Raw genomic sequence first — 20,388 nt, 5'->3', positions numbered from 1 at the left:
CCGAAAGACGACGGCGAGCGCGCGGTCATCATGCCGAATGTGCTAGACCGACACTTCGCGGCAGCAAGACCGAACCAGAAGTGGGTGGCCGATTTTACATATCTTTGGACGGCTGAGGGCTGGCTCTATGTAGCGGCCGTCATCGACCTGTTCTCGCGCCGTGTCGTTGGCTGGTCGATGAATGCCAACATGACGGCCCAGCTCGTCACAGATGCGCTGATCATGGCCATCTGGCGCAGAGGCAAGCCGGATGCGCTTCTCCACCATTCGGACCAGGGCAGCCAATACACGAGCGAGCAGTTCCAGCGTCTCATGGCCGACCACGGCATCACCTGCTCGATGAGCCGATCCGGCAATGTCTGGGACAATGCCGCCATGGAAAGCTTCTTCTCATCACTTAAAACGGAAAGGACAGCTCGCAAGGTCTACAGGACGAGGGACGATGCAAAGGCGGACGTGTTCGACTACATCGAGCGCTTCTACAACCCAAAGCGTCGCCATTCGACATTGGGCTATCTCAGCCCTATGGAATTTGAAAACAAGGTAGGATTAGCTTAACTCGGTGTCCGGAAAACCCGCAGCAGGCCATTTGATCTACGCTCACAGCATTGAGTTTGAGGTCATCCCGCCAGTTCTTCAAGACTCTCTCCAGTCAGCTTAACTCGCCTCCCAGATTCTGCCAGCAAGGCTGGGCGGAACTTAGGCCGCCTGAACGATTGGCAATATTCATTAGATTGCTACCGCCCGGGTGCAAGAGTTGGATCCTGTTTTGAGCGGCTATATGTCACGTACCTTCGCCGTAGAAGATCACCGCAAAGACAAAGGCTTCCATCCAATCGTAAGTGCGCAAATCTGGGTGCGTCACTGCACGTAAGCCCGCACAAGCCGTCTATCTGATTGCCGCCTCGAAAATCTTTGGCAAAAAAGGTCGGGGTGTCTTTCAAGTGCCAAATTGGCACCCGTAACGATTGTCACCTGCGGGAAGTCGGCGAATTCATCGTCATCATCTTCGTGACCGTTCCCTCTCGTTGAGGATACGGAAGGCCGTTGCCACTCTTAAACGGATGATCGTAACGCCTCGAGTTGCAAAGTTCAGGCTTTTCGTATGGCTGCCCACTTCAGTATTACCAGATATCTCCTCAACAACCTTGTCCCGATCTCGCACATCGACGCCATCAGGGCGAACTACCGGGGCGGTCTTCCGCCAGAATTATTGCACTTGCGAACAAGTAATGTTTGTCAAATGATACGTCGCCAAGGCGCAGCGGCATGCCATTAAGTCCGCCGCCGACGCTTCCGCCAGTATCAGCTCGGGAATCCCCTCCGGCTCCTGACACTCAAAGAACATTTGAACCCGAGCTATATATTCTCGGGGACAAGTTGCTGGGAGTTACAGCAGCATCGAAGGCTGGCACTCTGTTCAAGCTAGATGCGGCGGCATGCCCTCAAGTCACCGCTATCTCTGCTCCCCCTAAAGCTCGGAGATCCCCGCATTTGGCGCCCTCATAGATCAGGCCAAGGCGTATCTCAAAATCGGAAGCAATACGGGCGAAGGCGGGAAATTCATCTTTGGCGCCTTGGTCTGCCTGGTTCGGTCAGCGCGAGATGATCTGTAAAGGCGCGCCGGACCTTCTGGAGACACTTGATACCCATCTGGCCTTTCTCAACCTGCAACTGAACCGTTGCATTAGCACAACACACGCCTAAGTTCCGATACACACTCAAATTGATGCTATCTTTCCAAGAATTGCCCGCATAAATCTCCCTCAATGGGAGAATTAGATGATGCTAACTAATCAGCGGATCGAGACGGTCCAAGCCCTGAGAGGAGTTTGCGCCTTTGGTGTGATGCTGTGGCATTCCATGTTGTTCACCGGCGGCTATGATAGCGAAATGGCGATCAGAGCCTTCCGTCCGGCGTCCATCATGGGCGTGGATATGTTTTTCCTCATATGCGGCTTCGTCATCTTTCTCTCCTCCACCAAGGGCAAACCTGACGACCTGCAGACCCAGAACCCGCTAAACTTCCTGGTTCGCCGGCTCGTCCGCATCTACCCGCTTTATCTCATTTGTACGCTGGTAATTTTTGGCATCGAGTTCAACGGTGAGCGCCAGACGGGGGAACTCCTCTTCCGCAGCCTCTTCTTCATGCCAACCTTGAACGCAACTGGGCCGAACATTTTCGAACCTGCCCTCACCGTCGGCTGGTCGATTACCTACGAAGTTGCGTTTTACAGCGTTTTCGCACTCTCTTTGGCGTTCGGAAAATACTTGTTGAGGGTCATTCTGATTTGGGCACTGATTGCGCTAATTGGAATGGCATTGCTGGAAGGCAATTACTGGCTGGATCCTACCGTCGTTCCGCCAGACTGGTCTGCCGCAAGAGCGATTTTCCTGAACCCGATCAACAGCCTGTTTTTGATCGGGATCCTCACTGGAGTTCTGTATCGAAGCGATGTGCACTTTGGATCTGCGACATCAGCCATGCTGGCGGTAGCATTTTCATTCACATGCTGCGTAGCCCAGTACATGTCGAACTGGAACATCGCTCACGGCATGACAGGCGTTGGACTGCCACTTGCCGCTCTTTTTGTCTCTCTTGTGATGGCGGAAAAGACATTGCGTTTCGTGGTACCAGATGTCTTGGTTCGCTTGGGAAATATCTCCTATTCCTTGTATCTCATCCACCCGATCGCGATCTGGATTGCCATCTGGATCAACGTGGATTTTAATTTGGGAAATCCTTTTAGCGGGTGGCTGCTTGTCGCAGTAACGGTCGTGTTGAGCCTTGGCCTATCAGTAATGACCTACGCCTTCATCGAAAAAGCTTTCGGAAGCTGGGCTACTCGCTGGTGCCAGCATGCTACGGATTGGGTATTGGAATCATGTGCCCAGCAGATTTCCGGCTGGATGCCACAGCGCTTACGCTAAACTATGTCGCCCTGAAACGGGTCTCGGCAAAATGGGCTGGAAACCCGCAGCCAAAGACTGCAACGGGGCGGAAATCCACGGTCGAATATTGCGTTGAAGAAGAAGGTAACGCTGACCTTTAAGCTCTGTTGCTTGTCCGCTTTCGACGAGCCTAAGCGAACCTCAAATCGATGCCCTCCCAATCGATGCCCCGCCATCGACCTGCAACACCTGCCCGGTCATGAACGCTGAATCGTTGGAAAGAAGGAAGGCAATTACGGCTGCGATTTCCTCTGGTTTGCCAAAGCGCCCCATTGGGACTCCGGAAAGATAGCGTGCCTCCCCCTCACTGCCGGGTGCATTGTTGGCTCGGAATAGCTCGGTCTCGGTGGGGCCAGGCGACACGGCATTAACCGTGATGCCGGTCGCCGCAAGTTCCAGCGCCCAGCTCCGTGTGAAGCTGACGAGTGCGGCCTTCGCGGCGGCATAACTCGTGCGTTGCACGCTACCCAGGACGGTCAGACTGGAGATGTTGACGATCCGGCCCCATCCCCGTGCCTTCATCCCGACAAGAGCCGCCTGCGCCGAGACGAGTGCCGGATGCAGATTGACGCGCAACACCTCGTCCAGCGTATCGAAGGAGATGTTACCCAGCGGCGCGGCACGAACAAGGCCGACATTGTTGACGATGCCGTCGACGCCGCTATCGCGTACGATGTCGGCAAGCCTGTCGAGCGTTTCGTCGTTACCCAGATCGAACTCATGCAGGGTGCCGGGAAAGTCGTCGACTGCATGGCGGGCGATGCCGATCACCGCGTCACCCTGAGCCGACAGCCGCTTCGCAAGCGCCAGCCCGATGCCCTTGCTGGCACCCGTGATAAGAAATGTCTTCTTCATCGCATATCCTCTCAACCCTGCCTCAGAAGAGACAGGGTGCTCTGGTGTGGACCGATCAGGCGGCGGTGCGGGTGGCTGCGGCAAGAAGCGCGGGCAACATGTCTTCCGGCTCAGGACGACGGGTGTAATCCGGGTTCACCTCGGCATAAAGGATGAAGCCATCCTGGCCGACAACGTAGCGGGCTGGCATGGGCAGCGTCCAACTCGGGTCGCCGTTGAAGGTGGGAAGATCGTTCTTGAGCGACTTGTAGAGGTTGACCAGATAATCCTGCATCTCGAAACGCAGGCCACAGGCGGCTGCGACATCGTTATGCGTGTCGGACAGGATTGGGAAGGTAAGGTTGTTCTGGCGCACCGATTTGCGGCTGTTGACCGGGTTTTGCGGGGAAATAGCAACAAGCTTTGCGCCAAGTGCTTCGAACTGCGGGAGGGCTTCCTGCAGGGCCTGGAGCTCCATGTTGCAATACGGGCACCAGACACCACGGTAAAAGCTGATCACCAGCGGGCCATGCGCCAGAAGCTCAGCCGACGAAACCGGATTGCCGTCAGGATCGGAGAGGGTGAATTCCGGCAACTTGTCGCCAGCCTTCAGGGCTTTTTGGGCAGCACCAGAGGCAATCAGTTCGGAAGTGGCGCGGTGCATCGTCTCGATCACGGAGTACGGCACGTTGTAAGGCGGCTTGCCGGCTTCGAAGTCAGCTCTGAAAGCGTCAAGCTTGGATTGAAGGGTCATGGTCATTCTCCTTGAATTGGAATTGGAACTGGGTCTGTCGTGTCGGGCATTTCTGGACTTCAGGATGCCCCTGAAGTCCGTTGGTAAACTTGAAAGGTGATCAGCCCTGTGCGGCCAGGGAACGAGCGACTTCGGCGGCGCTGATGCCTTCGAGAGCAAGACCGTAGCCACCGTCCTGATCGATGATCCGGCGCAGCTTCTGGGTGAGCGCGATGCGGGTATAGCTCGAGGTCAGCGGCGGAAGCGCTGCAATACCCTCGGCGATCTCATGGGCTCGGGCGAGAAGCTTGTCGGCCGGCACGACCTCATTAACGACGCCCCAGTCCTTGGCGGTTGCCGCATCGAGTACCTGGCGGGTCAGGATGAAATAGCGGCCGCGGATGCTGCCGATCACTTCGGGCCAGAGCAGGTTGACGCCATCACCGGGCACGATGCCGAAGTCGAAATGCGGCTTATCCTGGAAGACCGTTTCCGGCGTCGCAAGAATGATGTCGGTGAGCAGCGCATATTCCGAGTGAAGCAGCACCGGCCCGTTGAGCGCCGTGATCATTGGCACCTCGATGTCGAGGATGTTCATCAGAACCTTGCGGCCCTCGCGAAAGATCTTGTCGTAGCCACGCGGCGAGAAGAAGTCGAAGCCATCGGGGCTGATCGCATCCATGAAGGCGTCGCCCGAGCCGGTGAGGATCACGACCCGGTTCTCGCTATCAGAGCCGATCTGATGAAACAGATCGACGAACTGTTCGTGCGTATGGCCGTTGAAGACGAGCTTGCCGCCATTGGTGTGAAGCGCGACTTCGAGCACACCGCTCGGCGTGCGGGTCAGGCGGGCATTCGGGAAGGAATTCTTGTAGGTGTCGAATTTGGACATGGTGGTTCTCCAATGTTTGCTCAGGCGGAAATGGTGGGGAAGAATCAGGTGGCGGGCACGGCTGCTTCGACGCGAGCAATGGCCTGCTGGACGGCGGGGCGTGCAGCCACCGCCTGGTACCAGCGGGAAAGGTTGGGGCGACCGTCGATAGTGAGCCCAGGAAATTGGATCCGCCACATCCAGCCAAAATGGGCGATGTCGGCGATCGTAAACTCCTTTCCGGCCATGAAGGGCTGCGAGGCAAGCTTGGCATCGAGCAGTCCGAGGAGCCGTTCTGCCTCGTTGGTGAAGCGGGCCTCGGCGATCGGCTGGGGCTCGGGCGATGAGCGCTTGAAGAAGCCGGCATTGCCGAAAGCAGGGCTCAAGCCCGAGGCGTGGAAGAAAAGCTGTTCGAAGACACGAGCGCGGCCGGCGCCATCCTTTGGCAACAGCTTGCCGGTCTTCTCAGCGAGATGGACGAGGATGGCAGCGCTCTCGGTCAGGACAAATCCGTCGTCGACCAGGACAGGCACCTTGCCGTTCGGGTTGAGAGCGAGGAATGCCTCAGCCTTCTGCGCGCCTATGCGCACGTTGATAGGCCTGAGATCGTAGGGCATCTCCAACTCTTCCAGGGCGATTAGCACCTTGACACTGTTCGGAGTAGCGAAAGCGTGGACTTGGATCATTGTGTGTCTCCATCAGATCGTGTTCCGTTGAAGACAGGTATGCCCATTCCTCGAACCTTGCGGCAGACAGCTTGAGGCGATAATGTTTATTCCTAGGGAGAATAGGCGATGGATCGACTGCAGGCGATGAGCGCATTTGTGCGAGTGGTGGAGACAGGCTCGTTCTCGCACGCCGCGCGACAGATCGGCGTGGGTCAGCCGGCGATCTCGAAGACGATTGCGCAGCTTGAGGATCGGTTGCAGGTTCGGCTGCTTATCCGATCCACGCACGGCCTTTCGCCGACGGATGCAGGCATTCGATTCTATGAACGTGCAAAGGCGGCAATCCAGGAAGCCGATGAGGCCGAACTGGAGGCGAAGGGCGCCGGGGCGGGCTTGTCTGGCCGCCTCCGTGTCAGTGCGGCAACGACATTCGCCAGGCTGATGTTGATCCCTCGACTGGCGGAGTTCTTGGCCGCCCATCCCGACCTTGAGGTCGATGTCGTTCTCGACGATCGCGTGATCGACCTTGTATCCGAAGGTATCGACATCGCGCTGCGCATGGGCGAACTCGCCGACAGTACCGCTGTCGCCCGCAGGATCGCGACAGGCCACCGTTCCGTGGTGGCGACGCCTGCCTATCTCAAGCAGCATGGCATCCCGCAGGCTCCAGCAGACCTCGCCACGCACCAGGCCGTTGTCTATACCCAACTTGGGAATAGCTGGACGTTCCGCAGAGATGGTACTGAGGCCTCTGTCGCGGTGTCAGGACGGGTACGCTTCACCGCCGCCGAGGGCATTCGCGCTGCCGTCAAGGCAGATATGGGACTGGCAGTAACATCGGACTGGATGTTCTGGCCGGAACTGCAGAACGGCGAAGTTCTCCGGGTGCTGGAGGATTGGACGCTCCCGGACATCGACCTGTGGGCTGTCTTTCCAACGGGGCGGCTGGCCAGTGCAAAAGCGCGCGCCTTCGCCGATTTCGTGAAGACGATCGTCGGCTGAAGCAATGTCTCCTCTTGGCCTCAAAGTGGACATCGAAGACATCCCGGATCTGGCAGGAAGACGCGGCGGGAAGCCTAGACGCTGTCATCATCGGCCCGATCGTGGCGTCCGTCCCAAAGTCCGCTTGAAAGCATGAGCAAAGGCGCTTTGCGAGTTATAGCCAACGGCGGAAGCAACGGCCGCGACGGTCTCGCCCGCATTCAGTTTTTGCTGCGCCAGGACCATGCGCCAGTGAGTAAGGTAGTCGAGAGGCGGCCGGCCGACACGCGCGGTGAACCGTTGCGTGAAGGCCGAACGCGACATGCCGACCTCCGACGCCAGCATGGGCGCTGTCCAGCGGCACGCGACATCCCCATGCATCAATCTCAGCGCCCTGCCGATCCTCGGGTCCGCCAGCGCGGTGACCCAGCCGACACTGTTCTTAGGGTTGGTGGCCACGAAAGCGCGAACGGCCGTGATAATAAGGATTTCCGCCAGTCGCTCGGCAACCAGTGAGCCACCCAGTTCCGCGTGGGCGACCTCTATCCTCAGAGCATTCAACGTTCTCGCGACAGCCTCGGCGGTGGACGACCTGGCATCAATACGCAAAAATTTCGGGAGCGCATCGAGAACGAACGCGGCGCTGCCATTGGCAAAGCCGCTGCCACCCCCTATCAGCGCCGTTTCGTCTGCAGCGCCCAGCCGTACCAAGTCCTGTCCCGGAGCCGCGTAGAGCGGCATCCCATCCATCGGTTCGACGGCAGGGTCACTCGCCACCGCATAACGCGTGTCGCGGATGAGAACGACATCGCCTTCCACAAGTGCTTGTGGCGAATGATCCGGAAGAAGAAGCCAGCACTGGCCTCTTGTGACAGCGACGAACTTCAACCGCGCTCGCCCGTCGAAGGCGAGTGCCCAGTCTCCCGCCGCTTCGAGGCCGGTGCCCCGGACGCTCCGCGCGCCCAAGGCTGCAAGAACCTCGGAGAACGGATCGGCTATTGGTTTGGCGGATCGCGACAAAGACATGGTTGTTCAAGCATAGATCATCCGAGATGCGCTGCCTAGATTTTGCTTCTCATGCAGACAATGGAGCCCCCTATCATGACCATTGAGAACAAGATCGTTGCCATCACTGGAGCCGGGCGCGGCATTGGCCGGGCGACAGCTATCCATCTTGCCGCGCGAGGCGCGCGCCTTGTGCTCGGTGCACGAAGCGAAGCGGAGATCGCCAGTGTAGCAGGAGAAATCGAGGCGGCGGGCGGCGAAGCTGTCTATCGGGCCATCGACGTAACTAGAGCTGTAGATCTGGAGGATCTGGTCAAGCTTGCCTGCGAACGTTTCGGGCGGCTGGATGTCATCATCAACAATGCAGGCATCGGTCCGCTGTCGCGTTTCAAAGCGCTGAAGGTCGATGAATGGGACGCCATGATCGACGTAAACCTGAAGGGCGCGCTCTACGGTATCGCTGCGGTTCTGCCCGTGTTTACGGGCCAAGATAGCGGGCACGTCATCAACGTCGTATCAACCGCTGGCCTCAAGATCGTGCCAACGATGGGCGTTTACGCCGCGACCAAGAATGCACTGCGGACAGCCACAGAAGGTCTGCGGCAGGAAGCGGGAAAAAACCTGCGCGTAACGGAGATATCCCCGGGTTTCATTGACACGACCTTCGCGTATGCCTCCATTGCCGATCCTGACATCAGAGCGGCTATTGTCACCCGCAAGGAAGCGCTCGCCATTTCCCCGGTAGCTATCGCAAGGGCGATAGCCTTCGCAATCGAGCAACCCAGTGACGTGGAAATCGGCAGCATCGTAGTGCGCCCGACCGCACAGGATTGACACTATCGGAGCGTCTCGGCTTTGGGCGCACAGAACTCTCCTTCGGACCTGAAACGACCGCAAAAAAATCCACCGGATGCTCGCAACAGGTATGGAGTGGGATCATCATCAACAGCTCAGACTTGGCCGCTTATGGCGCGAAGCGGCCATCCCGGGCACTGTAACCTTCTTCGCCAGAGCGGAAATTATTGCCGCTCGCCCGTCCTGTTGACTGATGCCCAAAGCCAGGGCACAAAGGTGGCATCCACGGTCGCTCGCGGCAGGAAAACAGAGGGAATTTCAAGGCTTTTCAACTAAGTCATTGAAATCATGTGAGAATCCAGGTTCCCCAGCCAATTCTCTCGGTACGTCTCCCTAAACTAAGCTGCGGTGGTTTTTGCTTTCCCTCCGGTGACTGGAGATAACATTCCCATCATTTCGCCAGTTGAGATGGGAAGGCCGATTCGTCTTCGGAAGCTCTCTTCTGAGCCAGCGACGAACACCTGCCGAGGATGTCAGGGGATAGCTGGCGATCTGAGATCGCCAGGCTTGTAGATTTATAGCGTCCTACGCCAGTGAACCATTGCCTCGCATTATTTCACCGATGGCCTTATGCCGGGCATGACGGTAGCGGGTATCGGGCAGACATAAGGCTCGTCCTTCATTGCGGCTTCCCACTCTGCCCGTGCCTTGCTCAGCAAGTGCGGTGAGGTTGCCAGATCCAGTCCCGTTGAGGCCAGAGCCTTCGCAGCGTGCAGCATCGCCTTGTGCGCCGCCGCGCTTCTTCCCTGTGCGACCACCTGCCATGTATGCGGATTGGTTCCGATTGCCCAGGCCGGAGCCCAGCATTGTGCGGTCGGGGTAACGCGGCTGACATCTCCGACGTCGGTCGAGCCCGCGCGAAAGTGGGATTGGCCTTCGAAGGCACGCAAGCCCGTGTGCAGTGGTGTCGATCCATCGATCTTCTCGTTGGAGAAGACATCCTGCTTGATCTGGTAAAGCTTGATGCTGCTGTTGATAGCTTCTTGCGTGAATGTCGCCTGGATCTTGCGAGCAAAATCGATGTCCGCCTCATCGAACGGGACTGGCCCGATCGCCACCAGATTTTCGTGGATCGCATTTTCGAGCGTCAGGTTCGGTAGAAGGTTTGTCGCAGCAGTATCAAATATGATCTCGACCTCTGTTCCCGTCATCATCGCCGCCCCGCGCGCGACCTGATCGACGCGTTCCGCCAGCGCCAAGGCCTGTGACATCTCGGGCGCACGCACAAGATAAAGTACTTCGGCTTTTGCCTGAACTACGTTCGCAGCGCGCCCGCCCGCGTCGGTGATTGCGTAATGGACGCGGCAATCCTGTGGCATATGTTCGCGAAGGAAGTTCACGCCGACATTCATCAGTTCAACCGCATCAAGTGCAGAGCGACCAAGGTGAGCAGCATTGGAGGCGTGCGCCGCAATGCCCTTGAACCGGTAGTAATATTCCAGCACCGCCAGATTATTTGTCGATCTGACGCCGTTGAAAGGGGCCGGATGCCAGGTCAGCGCCGCATCCACGTCACTGAATGCCCCTGCCCGCACCATGAAGGTCTTGCCGGAACCGCCCTCTTCTCCGGGACAACCATAATATCGCACCGTGCCTTGCAGGCCGTTGGCCTCCAGATGCTTCGCCAGCGAGACAGCAGCCAACAGCGAGCCTGCGCCCAGCAGGTTATGACCACAGCCGTGGCCACTGGCACCGGATTTGCCCTCACGCGGTTCATCGATGCCCGCAATCTGGCTCATGCCGGCAAGCGCGTCGTATTCGCCCAGAAATGCGATGACGGGATTGCCGCCGCCATACTGGCCGATGAAAGCGGTTTCCATACCCGCGATGCCCTGCTCGACGGCAAATCCGTGCTGCTTCAGTGTCTGAACGAGGAGTTCAGCCGATTTGAATTCGTCGAATTTGAGTTCCGCAAAATCCCAGATCCGGTCGCTCAGGGCAGTAAAATCAGGCGCGAGACGCTCAATCAATTGCGTCAGGGATTTCAGGGCGGTTTGATCTGGCATGCTGTTCCTCAAGGCAAAGCGAAACCATTCCCGCGCATCGACGATGGCGGAGGCTTCTGTCAGGTTGAAAGGCACCGCACGAATGCGGTGCCTTGCATGACGGGTTATTGGGCGACGGACACTTCCCAGAGCCGTGCATTGGACTGCCAGACAGGCTGGCCTTGCAGGGACTTCGTTGCGCCCCAGACATCGATCATGTCGTAAAGGAAGATGCCCGGCATTTCCTGCAGCATGAGTTCATGAAACTGGTCGAAAATCACCTGCCGCTTCTTCTGGTCGATCTCGGCAAAGGCGGCCTTCATCAATTCGATTGCCTTGGGGTTGTCCCACATCAGCGAGGCATTCTTGTCCTTGTCGCCCACGTAGAAGCTGTACATCAGGGCCGGATCGAGACGCGGTGCAACCGATTGCGAAATGATCTGGTAGTTCCCGGAACGACGGCGATCAACCTGCGTCGCATAGTCCAGCACTTCGATCTGCACATTGAGCCCGATCTGCTGCAACATGGCTTGTGCGATAACGGCCGCCGGGAAGCTTGGAACATTGCCGCGCTTGTTGGCGATGATGTTGATCTGCTCACCCTTGTAGCCGGAGGCTTGCAGTTCCTTTTTCGCAGCCGCCAGATCGAAGGGAAGACGCGTCTTCTGGGTCTCGCTGAAATAAATCGAGTCCGACGCCACCATGGAGCCGTTCGCCTTGCCCGTACCGTTGGAGGCCGCAGCAACAAGCTCATCCATGTCGAGCGCCATCGCCATGGCACGGCGAACGCCCGGCTTGCTCAACACGGGATCGCGCGTCTGGATGTAGAAGAGGTTCTTGCCGTTGTTCTGCGAAATGATGACCTTCGCCTTCTGGCTTTTTTCGAATTCCGGAATGAGGTCGGGAGAAATCTCCGCCGTATCGAGGACGCCTGATTGCAGGCCCGCCTTCACGGTCGATGCATCGGGGATGACCATGAACTTGATGCCATCGACAAGCGGACGTTTTGAGCCGACCATGCCATCCGGCTTGCCGTCATTGGCTGGCGATTGATAACCGTCGAATTTGGACAGCTGAATGTATTCGCCCTTCTTCCACTCGTTCCATTTGAACGGACCGGTGCCGATGGGCTTATCGAAAGAGCCATCGGCCTTGAGCGAATCCTTCGAGATCATTCCGGTATAGCCACATTCAGGCCGCGCCATCAGACCGAGGAAAACCGCCGAAGGCTTCTCCAGCGACATGGTGACGGTTTGCGCATCGACGGCCTTGATCCCCGTCACCTTCACGGTTCCGCCGTCGAAATCCTTAATGCAGGTCCATTTCGTGGCCGGATCCATGTAGCGGTTCCAATTCCAAACCACATCATCAGCCGTCAGCGGCTTGCCATTGTGGAACTGGACGTTTTGGCGAAGCTTGAATGTGTAGGTCAGCCCATCGGCGGATGTCTCCACGCTTTGCGCCAAAAGAGGCTTCACCTCACCGTTATTGGCATAGCCCACCAGTCCTTCGACGATGTGCAGAATGACGCCGTCCGTATTCCCATCCCGGTTGACGCCTGGAATGTTGCTGCGCAAGTCCGAACTTTGCGCAATCACGATATCGCGCGCCTCGGCCACGCCCGAAAGCGCGATCAGCATTGTTCCGGCAAGAGTTAAGCTTTTCATGTTCTACCCTCTGTTCTTGTTTGTTGCGATGCTGTTGGGTCAGGCTCGAAAATCGTCCCAACAGACGCGCGAGAGGCGTCCGATGGTTTCGAGAGACACGGTGTAACCCGGCGTGCCATCCGGCATTTCCTGCGGAACCTGATCCGTGAATGCGGTGATGATGTAGAGCGGCTGGCCGTCGTCGTAGACGATGCCCGCGTTCATCCGGCCGCGCTTACCGGTGCCACCCTTGTGCGCAACCACCGTACCGAAGGGCAGACGCGAGGGGATGGCATAACGCAGGATCTGATTTTTCAGCGTCTGCAAGGCATAGCTGCTCAAGGCTTGCGAAACCCCGAGACGCTTTGAAGCCTCTTCGGAGACCTGCGCATCCAGAATCGATTGAAGCAGGAACATCTGGTCGCGTGCGGTTGTCGTGGTGACGGATTTCAGCGAATGATCGGGAGAGAGAGCCAGCGGCGGGATCAGGAAACGGTGGTGCGTGCCCACCATCCCGATGGATTGGCAATAGGTGTTTACCTCTTTCAGAGTGAGCCGCTCGAACACCATCTTGGTGCAGACATTGTCGGACAATACCATCATGCCGGTGATGGCATCGCGAAGCGAAATCACGATCCCAGGCGTCAGATAGCGAAACATTCCGCTTGCGACTTCTTCGGCAAAACGCGCTTCGTAGACAATTTTCTCATCGAGATCGAGCCGGCCCTCATGCACGGCCTTCAACGCTGCCATCATGATGGACGTCTTGCGCGTGCTTGCCGATGGTGTTTCCTCATCGGCGCCGCGTTCGAAAACGTCACCAGTGCGGAGATTCTTTATGCAGAAGCGCGTAATGAAGGGCTGCGCGTCGCAAATTGCGTTCAGCCTCTCGGTCGTTGAACCAAGGCTGGCAGATGTCATGGGTGCTGTATTCATCGTCACGCCTCCAGGCGCCATTTGAGTTTCACGCCGCCGGTCTCGTTGAGATCAAGTGCGGGAATTGCCGAGAGAAGACGCCGCGTATAGGCCTCCTTCGGCGTGTCGAAGATCGTGTTGCGATCACCCTGCTCGATGATCCTGCCGTCCTGCATGACGATAACGCGATCGGCCACCTGTTCGACCACGCCGAGATCGTGGCTGATGAACAGGCAGGAAAAGCCGTATCGTTTCTGGAGATCGGAAAAGAGCGAGAGCACCTGCGCACGGACAGTCACGTCGAGCGCCGAGACAGGTTCATCGGCAATCAGGAACCGGGGCCGGCGCGCAATAGCTCTGGCAATCGCCACTCTCTGGCGCTGCCCGCCTGAAAGTTCGTGCGGATAGCGAAGAGCAAATTCGGCACCAAGACCAACCTCGTCCAGCGTTTCATACGCACGCTTCATCTTGGCCGCCCGATCAATTCCGGGAACGAGACGCAGCGCCTCTTCAACGAGGGCGAAGATCGTCATTCTGGGATCGAGCGAGGAATAGGGGTCCTGGAAGACCATCTGGCAGTTGAGACGATAGTCGCGCCAGTCGTGGTCACGGGTGCGGCCCTGGAAGAGAATCTCACCTTCGGTTTCCTTGACCAGTCCGGCAATCGTTCGCCCAAGCGTCGTCTTCCCGGAGCCGGAGCCGCCGACGAGCGCCACCACTTCGCCTTCATGAATGTCTATCGAGACACCGTGCAGAGCGCGTTTCGGCTCTCCCTTCTTGAGAAGCGATTTGCGTCCAGGATAATCGACGACGATGTTGCGGGCCGAAATCATCGGTGCGGATGTCGTATCGATTGGTCGGACTTCGCCGCGCACAGGCAAGGATGACAGAAGCTTTCGCGTATAAGGATGCTGCGGGCGCTCCAGTATTTGTTCCGTCGTGCCAGCTTCGACGATGGAGCCTTTTTCCATCACGACAATCCGGTCGGTGTAGCGTGCCACCATCGGCAGATCATGGCTGATGAGAAGGACGGCGGTGCCTTCCGCCTTCGTCAGTTCCACCATCAGTTCCATGACGTCGCGCTGGATCACGGCATCCAGCGCAGTGGTCGGTTCGTCGGCGATCAGCAAAGCTGGCTTCAACAGCATGACGGAGGCCAGCATGATGCGCTGGCGCATGCCGCCGGAAAACTCGTGCGGATAGGCGTTAAGCGCCCTTTCGGGATCGCGAATGCCGACGCGTTGCAGCATGGAGAGGATTTTCTCACGCCGCCCCGATGCCTGATCCTGTGTATGAAGCGCCAGCCCCTCCTCCAATTGCCGCCCGATGGTCATGGAGGGATTGAGAGAGGTCATCGGCTCCTGAAACACCAACCCGATTTCCGCACCACGCAGTGAGCGCAAGTCTTTCTCACTGATGGCTGTGATGTCGCGGCCCTTGAAGATGACCGTGCCTGCCACCTTGCGTATGACGGGCGGCAGCAGTGAGACGAGCGCACGTGTCGCAAGCGATTTGCCAGACCCGCTTTCGCCGACGATGCCGAAGATTTCGCCCGGAGCCACGTCGAAGCTGACGTCGTTGACGACACCGACATCACGACGGGCGATCTGCAGCGAGAGATTACGGACGCTGAGAAGTTTTCCTTCAGTCATTTCAAACCTCTCATGCGGGGATCGAGTTTGTCGCGTAGCGCATCGCCAAGAAGGTTGATGCCAAGCAGTGTGAGAGCGATGCAGAGGCCGGGAAAAAGACCGAGCCAGACGGCCTGTTCGATGAAGGGGCGGCCAGCCGCCAGCATATTGCCCCAGGTGGGCGCCGGCGGCGGCACGCCGAGACCTAGAAAGCTCATGGCACTTTCCGAAAGAATGGCCCAGCCGAACATCGAGGTGGCGAGCACGGTGATCGGCGCGAGGCAGTTGGGCAGGATGTGCCGGAACATCGTGAAGATCTCGCCATTGCCCATCACGCGCGACGCTTCAACGAATTCCCGCTCTCGCAGGGACAGCACAGCGCCCCGAACGACGCGCGCCATGGATGGCGTGTAGGCAATGCCAAGGGCGAAGATGATGCCGTATTGATTGGCGCCGAACACCGCGAGAAGTCCGAGCGCCAGCAGGATGCCGGGGAAAGCCAGCAGGGCGTTGTTGACCGCCATGATCAGGCCATCGATCCAGCCGCGAGCATAGCCGCTCACCAGACCAATCAGGGTGCCTGCAATCACTGCAAAGCCAACCGTGAGGCAGCCGATCCAGACGCTGGCCCGCGCGCCGACCATCAGGCGGCTCAGGACATCGCGACCGAACTCATCCGTGCCGAGCAGATGGAGTGGGCCAGGTGCCGCAAGCCGTGCAGTGAAGCTCAGCTTCATGGGGTCAAAGGGGGTCCAGAACAGGCTCAGGGCGGCGACTATCAGAAGGAAGGCGATGAGAATGCCGCCGATCAGGCCATTGAGGGAAACGTGTTTCATTCGGCCACCACGCGCGGATCAAACAGGGGATAGAGGAGGTCGACAATCAGGTTGACGATCACATAGGACATGGCGACGAAGAGAAGGCAGCCCTGAATGACGGGGTAATCGCGCTGGAAAATGCTATCGACCATCAGTCGGCCAAGGCCCGGAATGGTGAAGACGGTTTCGATGACGGCGATGCCGCCGAGCAGATTTCCAAGGATCAGGCCGATCATGGTCCAGGTTGGACCGAAGGCGTTCTTGAAAGCGTGCTTCCAGAGAACCGCCTGCTCGGACAAGCCCTTGGCGCGGGCATGGGTTATGTAATCCAGCCTGAGAACCTCCAGCGTGGAGGCACGCGCCATGCGGATCAAAACGCCAGCCTCATGGATGACGAGTGTCATGATCGGCAGGACCAGATAGAGCAGGCCAGACGTAAAATTGTCCGAGATAGACACATAGCCCAGCACCGGCAGCCAGCCGAGTTTCAGGCCGAAGAAGAGGAGCAGAAGCAATCCGAGCCAGAAGGTCGGGATCGACAGCAGAACGGTTGCCGTGCCAATCAGGAAAAGATCCGTCGCGCTGTTCTGGCGCCATGCCGCGATAACACCGGCAGGCACGGCAATGAGGCTGGCCAGAATGACGGCGACGATCACGATCTCGGCAGAAACCATGAAGCGTGAAACGACGAGCGGCAGAACCGGCTCCTTGTTGACGATGGACTGGCCAAAATCGCCGCTTAAGACGTTGCCCGTCCACACAAGGAATTGTTGCGGCAGAGATGTATCGAGGCCAAGCTCTTTGCGCATCTCGGCAACCTGATCCGGCGTGGCCATATCTCCCAGCATGAGAGCTGCCGGATCACCGGGTATGAACCGAATGAGCGCGAAAACTGTGATGGCGACGATCACCAATGTCGGGATCGCCATCAACAGTCGATGGAATATGAATCTAATCATCGGTTCCCCTGAACACGATTGTCGGGACCGGATCTGCAAAGTCACCGGCTGTTATGAGGAAGACTATGACGGATCAAAAAAATGGGCGCAATCTTATGCATTATTGTCATAGAATAATGCATATTCTGCGAGCAGCGTCAGGCCAACGAACTGGCGAAGACCTGTAACGGCATCAACCGGTGGCGCGTTTCTGGGAGATCTGGATCTGCCGCCTGAGCGCTTCCATCAAGGCCTTGGCTGCAAGCGAAGCTGATGTGCCGGACGGTGTCGCCAGCGCGAATTCCTGCGTCGTCACCGGAACGAAGGGGCGCTGAACGATGGGAAGGTGCTGGTAAAGATTGGCGAAGAAGCTGCTCAAAATGGCAACCCCCAAGCCGTGCGCCACATAGGAGCAGGCGGAACTATTGGTATGGGTCTCGATCTTCACGTTCTGCTTTACAGCTTCGCGCGAAAAGGTTTGATCGAGCAGCATGCGCGTTGGCCTCTGGCGGCCAATGAGAATCAGCGGTACCCCACGCAAATCCCTGGCGTGGATCTCTTTCAAGGATGCCAGTTCATGCCCTTCAGGCAGAACGCACACGCTGGTTCCCGTTGCGACGATTTCCATATCGATGCCCGGAAGAGCCTGGTGTTCGTTGCGCAAAAAGCCAAAATCGATGACCTTCTGCTCGACCAGTCGTGCGATGTTGGACGTTGTCTCGAAAAAGGTTTCGATGCGCACGGAAGGATAGTCGCGCACGAAATCCGTCATCATGGCGGGCGCAAAATTTTCCCACATGCTGCTGGGAAGCCCGACGCGCACCAGTTCCGGGCCCTTTGCACCGCTTCGAAGATCTTCTGCCAGCCCCGAAAATCTGTTTAACCCAAGCAGGATGGTCTCGGCATCCCGCGCCAGAATGCCAGCCTCAGGCGTGGGAATAAGCCTGCCCTTGTCCCGGTCGAATAAGCGTAGATCGAGATCGGTTTCCAGCTGCTGAAGCAGACGGCTCACACCGGATTGACTGAGCCCCATGCTTTTTGCGGTAGCAATGGTTGAACCTGTCGCGAGCAGCGTTTTCAGAACTTCGAGTTGCCTGAAATTGATCATGCCGTCGCCACTCCCTCTCCAGCCTGACGTCTGGCTTAAGCCCATTCCCGGATGTAGTTCAAGAACGGCACAGCGATTTTCGGAAGTGGCGAGAGTTCGGAACTGACAATGGCGTAATCGACGGAAATGGTCGGTTCCAGCGGAACGAATGCCAGTGGTAAAGCCCGATATTCCAGCGCCAGCAATTCGCTGACGATTGCGATGCCAAGCCCTTCTGCGGCAAGTGCGCAGCCGCAGCCGACGGAATGCGCTTCGATGGCCGGGCGGCGGCGAAGACCGGCGCGATAAAAGATGGCTTCCAGTTCGTGACGGACAGCACGCTCGCGGTTGAGAAGAATGAGGTTCTCGGTCTTCAACTGTTCAACGTCGATCTTCGAGTTTCCGGCAAGTGGATGGCTCTTGTGCAGGACGCAAATATTGCGTGTCGGCATGACATGCTCTTCACGAAGTCCCGGCGTCGGCGAAGGCAGGCGCGTGAAGCCGAGATCGACAGCGCCTTCCGCCACCATCCGTTCAATCGCCAGGTAATTTCCAGAGGCAATCTCGATTCGCACCGGACCAGCTTCGGCCAGAAAGCTTTTTATCATACGCGGCACCAGGGTCGCCGAGAGGCTTGCGGGAAATGCCAGTCTCAAGGGAATGTCGGTGGAGCGTCCTTCCTCCAGTTCCTGAGCCGTGATCTTCAAGGCCATCAGCTTGTCGGCAATCGCTCGGATTTGCGGACCCAACTGCATCCCTTCACGCGTCATCGAGAGCCGGTTCTTATCCCTGTCGAACAGCCGCACGCCGAGATAGACCTCCAGCTGATGCAAAAGACGGCTCGTGTTGGATTGAGAAATACCCAGATCAACGGCTGCGGCAATGGTTGAACCAGTGGCCGCAATCGCATCGAAGGCCTGAATATGCTTGATGCTGATCTGTACGTCACCCGACTTTTTCATGCTCGTTCTCCCGGATAACGTCACCCGTCTTTTGCATAAGATTGCGCCGATTAATGTCGCCGTTCATCAATGCCGCTCGCCGAGAGATTTGCAAGGAAGTGGTGGAATGAAAACGGTTCTCGAAAGAATTGCGCGACAACTCGTTTCAAGACCATCGTTTTCCGCTCTCGCAATGGAACGAGCGGAAGACGCAATTGTGGATACGATTGCCTGCATGATGGCGGGTATGAATGACGCGGCACCACAGTCTGTCGCCGCAGCTTTCGCAAATGAAATCAAACCAGATGGACCATCGCTGGTTTTCACGGGAGGCCGCGCATCGCGCTCCGTTGCAGCCCTGATCAACGGCACCGCCGCCCACTGCCTCGACTTCGACGACAATTTCCATCCCGCACGCGCGCATGCCTCAGCGGTCCTGGTGCCAGCACTTCTCTCCGTCGCGACAAGCAGCAATGATTTCTCAGGCCCCATGCTGGTCAGAGCCTATCTGGCCGGGCTGGAAGCGCAGTCATCCGTGGGCGTCGGCACCATCCCCTCACACTATAACCGGGGCTGGCATGGAACCTCGACAATTGGCTGTATAGGGGCCGCCGCAGGTGTGGCAGTCCTCCTAGGACTTGATGAGGCTCAGATCTCACACGCCATGAGCCTTGCCACCAGCATGGCCTCAGGTCCAAAAGGACAATTTGGCACCGGCGCAAAGCCTTTCCACGCGGGTATCGCGGCCCGAAACGCGGTTGAGGCCGCGCTGCTGGCCCAATCGGGATTGACGGGGAGGCTCGATATTCTGGAACGTCCCCAGGGCTTTCTGGATCTCTTTGGCGGTGACGAGGCAGCAGGTTGGGCGGATCTGTCCTGGGACGAGAAGCACGTCATCGAAACACGCGGTCTCGTGACGAAACTCCATCCATGCTGCGCCTCCACGCATCGAGCGATAGATGCCGCTCTGGATCTGCAAAAGGAGCATGGATTTTCAGTCGAGGACATCCAACGGATCGACACGAAAGTCGGGCGCTCAGCGGTCGACAATCTCGCCTATCCCGATCCTTCCGATGAAATGCAGGCCAGATTTTCGATGCAATATTGCCTTGCCGTCGCATTGACGAACGGCGGGCTGTCGCTTGGTGACTTCACACCGCAAGCCGCCATACGGCCCGAACCGCGTTGTCTTATGGCGAAGATCACCATGACTTCGTACAGCGTTGAAGAAGAACGCGGGGTCGAACGACTGCCACATCACGTCCATATTGCGTTGAAAGACGGCCGCAGGTTCTCGACCGAACGACTTCACGCCAACGGGGCTATTCAAAGGCCGCTGACAGACGCGCAGAAGCTTGCAAAATTTAACGATTGCGTGCGTTGGTCAGGGCGGCAGGACACAGACGTGACTTACGCCAGCATCAAGAGACTCTGCTCTGAAGACAGCGTGAAGGCGATCACTGATGGCCTTTTTACCGGCCGTCACAGTTCCTGATCATTGACTGGCGACCCCCCCCCCGGCGAAGCC

At 57.8% G+C, this 20,388-nt stretch carries 18 protein-coding genes; 5 read left to right on the top strand and 13 right to left on the bottom strand.

The window, feature by feature from the left end:
• Together ASD54_RS15360 and ASD54_RS15355 are read left to right on the top strand one after the other, a co-directional pair.
• Positions 1-558, top strand: a 558-nt coding sequence (locus ASD54_RS15360) for an IS3 family transposase (protein WP_156379233.1), incomplete at its 5' end; no start/stop codon positions are given.
• A gap of 1,224 nt (positions 559-1,782) precedes the next feature.
• Complete coding sequence (locus ASD54_RS15355) at positions 1,783-2,931, top strand: acyltransferase (protein WP_082547223.1); 1,149 nt, start codon at positions 1,783-1,785, stop codon at positions 2,929-2,931.
• A gap of 162 nt (positions 2,932-3,093) precedes the next feature.
• Here the strand turns inward: ASD54_RS15355 and ASD54_RS15350 are convergent, their stop codons facing one another.
• The 4 genes from ASD54_RS15350 to ASD54_RS15335 form a co-directional block, all read right to left on the bottom strand.
• A complete protein-coding gene (locus tag ASD54_RS15350; RefSeq protein WP_062555437.1) occupies positions 3,094-3,807 on the bottom strand; it encodes an SDR family oxidoreductase in 714 nt (237 codons plus the stop codon).
• Positions 3,808-3,862: 55 nt separating this feature from the next.
• Complete coding sequence (locus ASD54_RS15345; protein ID WP_062555436.1) at positions 3,863-4,540, bottom strand: peroxiredoxin-like family protein; 678 nt, start codon at positions 4,538-4,540, stop codon at positions 3,863-3,865.
• A gap of 100 nt (positions 4,541-4,640) precedes the next feature.
• Positions 4,641-5,411 carry an enoyl-CoA hydratase/isomerase family protein gene (locus ASD54_RS15340; protein WP_062555435.1) on the bottom strand — a complete coding sequence of 257 codons (771 nt, stop codon included), beginning with the start codon at positions 5,409-5,411 and terminating at the stop codon, positions 4,641-4,643.
• A 44-nt stretch (positions 5,412-5,455) separates the two neighbouring features.
• On the bottom strand, positions 5,456-6,076 hold the full coding sequence (locus ASD54_RS15335; RefSeq protein WP_062555434.1) for a glutathione S-transferase family protein: 621 nt from the start codon (positions 6,074-6,076) through the stop codon (positions 5,456-5,458).
• Between the two features lie 108 nt (positions 6,077-6,184).
• Here ASD54_RS15335 and ASD54_RS15330 point away from each other — a divergent pair, with 108 nt between their 5' ends.
• Positions 6,185-7,060, top strand: a complete 876-nt coding sequence (locus ASD54_RS15330) for a LysR family transcriptional regulator (RefSeq protein WP_062555433.1) — start codon at positions 6,185-6,187, stop codon at positions 7,058-7,060.
• An 87-nt stretch (positions 7,061-7,147) separates the two neighbouring features.
• Here ASD54_RS15330 and ASD54_RS15325 read toward each other — a convergent pair whose 3' ends face one another.
• Positions 7,148-8,065 (bottom strand): AraC family transcriptional regulator, encoded by a 918-nt coding sequence (locus tag ASD54_RS15325; RefSeq protein ID WP_062555432.1) that lies wholly within the window; start codon positions 8,063-8,065, stop codon positions 7,148-7,150.
• 72 nt (positions 8,066-8,137) lie between these two features.
• Here ASD54_RS15325 and ASD54_RS15320 point away from each other — a divergent pair, with 72 nt between their 5' ends.
• Positions 8,138-8,878: an SDR family oxidoreductase gene (locus ASD54_RS15320; RefSeq protein ID WP_244484772.1), complete on the top strand. Its 741-nt coding sequence runs from the start codon at positions 8,138-8,140 to the stop codon at positions 8,876-8,878.
• 572 nt (positions 8,879-9,450) lie between these two features.
• Here the strand turns inward: ASD54_RS15320 and ASD54_RS15315 are convergent.
• The 8 genes from ASD54_RS15315 to ASD54_RS15280 form a co-directional block, all read right to left on the bottom strand.
• Complete coding sequence (locus tag ASD54_RS15315; RefSeq protein ID WP_062555510.1) at positions 9,451-10,905, bottom strand: M20 family metallopeptidase; 1,455 nt, start codon at positions 10,903-10,905, stop codon at positions 9,451-9,453.
• A 104-nt stretch (positions 10,906-11,009) separates the two neighbouring features.
• Positions 11,010-12,551: an ABC transporter substrate-binding protein gene (locus ASD54_RS15310; protein WP_062555430.1), complete on the bottom strand. Its 1,542-nt coding sequence runs from the start codon at positions 12,549-12,551 to the stop codon at positions 11,010-11,012.
• A 39-nt stretch (positions 12,552-12,590) separates the two neighbouring features.
• Positions 12,591-13,451: a serine hydrolase gene (locus ASD54_RS15305; RefSeq protein WP_156379240.1), complete on the bottom strand. Its 861-nt coding sequence runs from the start codon at positions 13,449-13,451 to the stop codon at positions 12,591-12,593.
• A gap of 17 nt (positions 13,452-13,468) precedes the next feature.
• Positions 13,469-15,097: an ABC transporter ATP-binding protein gene (locus ASD54_RS15300; protein ID WP_062555429.1), complete on the bottom strand. Its 1,629-nt coding sequence runs from the start codon at positions 15,095-15,097 to the stop codon at positions 13,469-13,471.
• The gene (locus tag ASD54_RS15295; protein ID WP_062555428.1) at positions 15,094-15,912 is read right to left on the bottom strand and encodes an ABC transporter permease; all 819 of its coding nucleotides are present in this window, start codon (positions 15,910-15,912) and stop codon (positions 15,094-15,096) included. Before ASD54_RS15295 ends, ASD54_RS15300 begins: the two co-directional genes overlap by 4 nt.
• Positions 15,909-16,853 carry an ABC transporter permease gene (locus ASD54_RS15290; protein ID WP_062555427.1) on the bottom strand — a complete coding sequence of 315 codons (945 nt, stop codon included), beginning with the start codon at positions 16,851-16,853 and terminating at the stop codon, positions 15,909-15,911. Before ASD54_RS15290 ends, ASD54_RS15295 begins: the two co-directional genes overlap by 4 nt.
• Before the next feature lie 172 nt (positions 16,854-17,025).
• Positions 17,026-17,937 carry a LysR family transcriptional regulator gene (locus ASD54_RS15285; RefSeq protein WP_062555508.1) on the bottom strand — a complete coding sequence of 304 codons (912 nt, stop codon included), beginning with the start codon at positions 17,935-17,937 and terminating at the stop codon, positions 17,026-17,028.
• Between the two features lie 38 nt (positions 17,938-17,975).
• Entirely contained in the window at positions 17,976-18,881 is a 906-nt protein-coding gene (locus tag ASD54_RS15280) for a LysR family transcriptional regulator (protein WP_062555426.1), read from the bottom strand.
• 106 nt (positions 18,882-18,987) lie between these two features.
• Between ASD54_RS15280 and ASD54_RS15275 the strand changes: the two genes are divergently transcribed.
• Positions 18,988-20,355: an MmgE/PrpD family protein gene (locus ASD54_RS15275; protein ID WP_062555425.1), complete on the top strand. Its 1,368-nt coding sequence runs from the start codon at positions 18,988-18,990 to the stop codon at positions 20,353-20,355.
• The last annotated feature ends 33 nt before the right edge of the window (positions 20,356-20,388 follow it).

The sequence above is a fragment of the Rhizobium sp. Root149 genome (assembly GCF_001427345.1).
Classification (GTDB): Bacteria; Pseudomonadota; Alphaproteobacteria; order Rhizobiales; family Rhizobiaceae; genus Neorhizobium; species Neorhizobium rhizoryzae.
Note: the sequence above shows the minus strand (reverse complement) of the source record. Positions and strands in the feature narration are given on the sequence as shown.